Source organism: Streptomyces sp. NPDC059668 (assembly GCF_042734135.1).
In the GTDB taxonomy this organism is placed as follows: Bacteria; Actinomycetota; Actinomycetes; order Streptomycetales; family Streptomycetaceae; genus Streptomyces.
On record NZ_JBHWEL010000053.1, the window covers coordinates 65,325 to 65,799 of the forward strand.

At 69.3% G+C, this 475-nt stretch carries 1 protein-coding gene; it reads left to right on the forward strand.

The genetic code is table 11. The features are described 5' to 3' along the window. Window positions 1-185 precede the first annotated feature (185 nt). Window positions 186-350 carry a helix-turn-helix domain-containing protein gene (locus ACFV2J_RS30150; protein ID WP_385085500.1) on the forward strand — a complete coding sequence of 55 codons (165 nt, stop codon included), beginning with the start codon at window positions 186-188 and terminating at the stop codon, window positions 348-350. Window positions 351-475 lie beyond the last annotated feature (125 nt).

The window sequence follows — 475 nt, forward strand, 5'->3', positions numbered from 1 at the left end:
CCCACCCCCCCCCCCCCCCCACCCTCGCGCCCCGCGCCGGGCCCCCCCCCCCCCCCCCCCCGGCCCAGCGCGCCCGACCGTACCTAGTGTGATGCGCCAGGAATCCTGAGGGCTACTTAACTTGATTGAGTGATGTCGGTGCCGTTGGCCTGACATCTGGATGCTGGCACCGGTAACCCTGGGGTGTGAGGTACGCGCAGGGCGGTGGGCTGACCGGCGCCGAGAGAACTACGCGGGAGCGGTTACGGCTCCAGGCCGTGGACCGTCTCGAGGCCGGGCAGAAGACTGCGGAGATTGCCGCTGCCCTGCGGATCAGCGTGCGATCGGTCGAGCAGTGGCGCCGGGCCTAGCGCGAGGGCGGCGAGGCCGGATCCTGTCTAAGAGGTCCTAACAAAGGCGTTGGACGTGGCGGTGGGTGATCAAACAGACGGCGAGTCCGAGGAACGCTTCGTGGATGTCGTCGCGTCGTTCCCAG